The 2,839-nt window shown below is 41.7% G+C and carries 3 protein-coding genes; 1 reads left to right on the forward strand and 2 read right to left on the reverse strand.

What is annotated here, in order from left to right:
- On the reverse strand, window positions 1-657 hold a 657-nt coding region (locus ACLOR3_RS05450; protein WP_412037060.1), incomplete at its 3' end, for a sigma-70 family RNA polymerase sigma factor.
- A 2-nt stretch (window positions 658-659) separates the two neighbouring features.
- Window positions 660-2,447, reverse strand: a complete 1,788-nt coding sequence (gene dnaG / locus ACLOR3_RS05455) for a DNA primase (protein WP_411400450.1) — start codon at window positions 2,445-2,447, stop codon at window positions 660-662.
- A gap of 240 nt (window positions 2,448-2,687) precedes the next feature.
- Here dnaG and ACLOR3_RS05460 point away from each other — a divergent pair.
- Window positions 2,688-2,839 (forward strand): large conductance mechanosensitive channel protein MscL (locus ACLOR3_RS05460; protein ID WP_412037095.1); only part of this gene is annotated, 152 nt, incomplete at its 3' end.

The raw sequence follows: 2,839 nt of genomic DNA on the forward strand, positions 1-2,839 counted from the left end.
CTTGTTAATAGTTTCTACCATGTGGACAGGAATACGAATGGTACGAGCCTGGTCTGCAATGGCACGGGTGATAGCCTGACGAATCCACCAAGTCGCATAAGTAGAGAACTTGAATCCCTTGGTATAGTCAAACTTATCAACGGCCTTCATCAAGCCCATGTTTCCTTCTTGGATCAAATCCAAGAATTGCATCCCACGACCAACATAGCGCTTCGCAATAGAAACAACCAAACGAAGGTTGGCTTCTGCCAAACGTTGCTTAGCTTCCAAGTCTCCTTGTTCCACCAAGATGGCCAATTCTTGCTCTTCTTCATTGGTCAAAAGAGGAACGACCCCAATTTCCTTCAAGTACATCCGTACTGGGTCATTGACCTTAGCAGAGTTGCTTCCAAGCAATTCCTCATCCGTCAACTCTGGTTCTTCTTCTTCGTTGTTCAGGACACGCGCACTTGGATTTCCTTCTTTATCCGTGATTGAAATCCCAGCATCTTGAATCCGTTGCAACAAATCATCAATTCCATCGGCATCCAAAGCAAAAGGAATGACCAATTGATCATTGATTTCATCATCTGTTGCAGTACCACTTTTCTTATGACTACGAATAAACTCTGCAATTTGGACATCTAAAGTTGTGATATCTTTTTGTTCTTTCGCCATTCCTACTCCATTCTTCTTTTTTGAGCGATTAGTCGCTCGAGTTCCAATAAAGCCTGATCCGCATCTCCACTGTGAGAGGCTTCTCGGACTTTTTTTCCTATTTGTTGACTTTCTTTACGAAGAAGCTCACGATTTCTCGTTTCTTCCACTTCTTCCAGCTCATTCTCCGCTATTTCATCCGGTAAATTTTCTTCTAGCATCAGATACCAGGCTCGTTGGACTTCCTCTGTCTGCTCAGACAAATCCTGCGATGTCACTTCTCCATTTTGGCAAAGCAGTTGGTACAAGGTTTGCAAGGCAGGGGTATCAAATGAAAAATCTGTCCGAAGACGATATTCATTCAAAACATAAGGAAAATCATTCATCCGATGAAGAAGATGATTCTCAGCCCGAACCAGGCGAGGCAACTGCTTCTGTACAATAGTTGGACTAGCAACTGGAGCCTGTGTCTGGATTGGCCCTTGATCTTGACGCTGACTACGCATCTGAAGACGACTAGCATTAACCGTTTGTTCCACCTGCAAATAATCAAAGTCAACCAAGAGATCGGCTAATTTATAAATGTAGGTGTTTTGTGCCGTTACAGATGGTGTCTGAGCAATTAAAGGAGCCATTTTTTCAACAAATTCAATCTGCGCCTGCAAATTTTCAATATTGTCTGGCTTCCAATAATCCATGAGAAATTCTACGCGGCTAAGACGCGTTTTTTCCAATAAGTCTGCCAAAGCTTGCGGTGAATTCTTTTTGAGATACTCATCAGGGTCCATCTGATCAGGAATTTGGACAACCTCTACCTCCTGTTTTTCCAGAACCTCTAATGCCTTTGCTGTCGCTAGCCTTCCCGCTTTATCTCCATCATAGGCCAAAATCACTTTTTTGGTAAATTTGCTCAGATGGGCTACATGTTCACGGGTCAGAGCTGTCCCCATGGAAGCAACCGCATTCTCAATCCCAGCCCGGTAGGCTGCGATGACATCCATGAATCCTTCCATCAGGTAAAGTTCATGGTTCTTCTTCGCGATCTGCTTGGCCTTATCCAAATGGTACAACTCATAACTCTTGTTAAAAAGGAGCGTACTACGGCTGTTCTTATATTTCCCCTGAGGCTTGGTCCCTTCGGCTTGTTCACGCCAAAGCCGACCAGAAAAAGCAATAACTCGGCCAGTATCATCCGATAAGGGAAACATAATGCGATCTTGAAAAGCATCATACAGAGTCCCCATATCACTAATATGAAACAGTCCTGACTCGGCCATAATGTTTTCTGAAAACTTTCCAGAAACACTCTGATACAGATAATTCCCTTCTGCTGGTGCTAGGCCTATTTGAAAATGCCGAAGCACCTCATCATCAAGTCCTCGATCATAAAGGTATTGCCGAGCATCCTCTCCCATCTTTGTCGTCATCAGGATCGCATGATAGAATTTGGCAGCCTCTTGATGAATCTCATAAAAGGGTTGTTTCCCATCTGCTTGCTGTGGCCTGGACTGAGATGGAGCAAGAGCTTGCACTTGAATGCCTACCTGATCTCCAACAATTTGAACAGCTTCCATGAAGGAGACACCACGATAGTCTTCGATAAACTTAAAAACATCGCCTGATTTGCCACAACCAAAACAATGATAGAACTGTTTATCCTCGACTACATTAAAAGAAGGTGTCTTTTCACCATGAAAAGGACAGAGACCTAAAAAGTTTCGTCCTGCCTTTGTCAATTGAACGACTTCTCCGATTACATCTACAATATTCACACTGTTTTTAATTTCTGAAATCAGTTGTTTGTCAACCATAAACAGTGCCTCCATTTTACCATAGAATATCATTAACTATTTTAAACTAATTTTTGTCAATTGTAAATCATTCAGATTGATTTTCATCCTATTTTTCCACATCTTTCCACACTTTCTAGAATCAACAGTTTGCTTAAATCAACTTTTTTAAAAGATTTGAGCATAATCATTGAATTCGACAAACTTTTTGGTTATACTATGGTCTGTAAAAAAATTATTATGAAAGGACATATTTAGGATATGTTAAAAGAATTGAAAGCTTTCCTCCTTCGTGGAAACGTTGTTGACCTTGCTGTTGCTGTGATTATCGGGGCTGCATTTGGAGCTATCGTTACATCATTTGTAAACGACGTTATTACTCCGCTTATTTTGAACCCAGCTTTGAAAGCTGC

The sequence above is a fragment of the Streptococcus intestinihominis genome (assembly GCF_046824975.1).
GTDB lineage: Bacteria > Bacillota > Bacilli > Lactobacillales > Streptococcaceae > Streptococcus.

What these genes read in the sequence shown, in the direction of transcription:
- dnaG (WP_411400450.1), bottom strand. Translation starts at nt 2,447, where the DNA reads ATGGTTGACAAACAACTGATTTCAGAAATTAAAAACAGTGTGAATATT.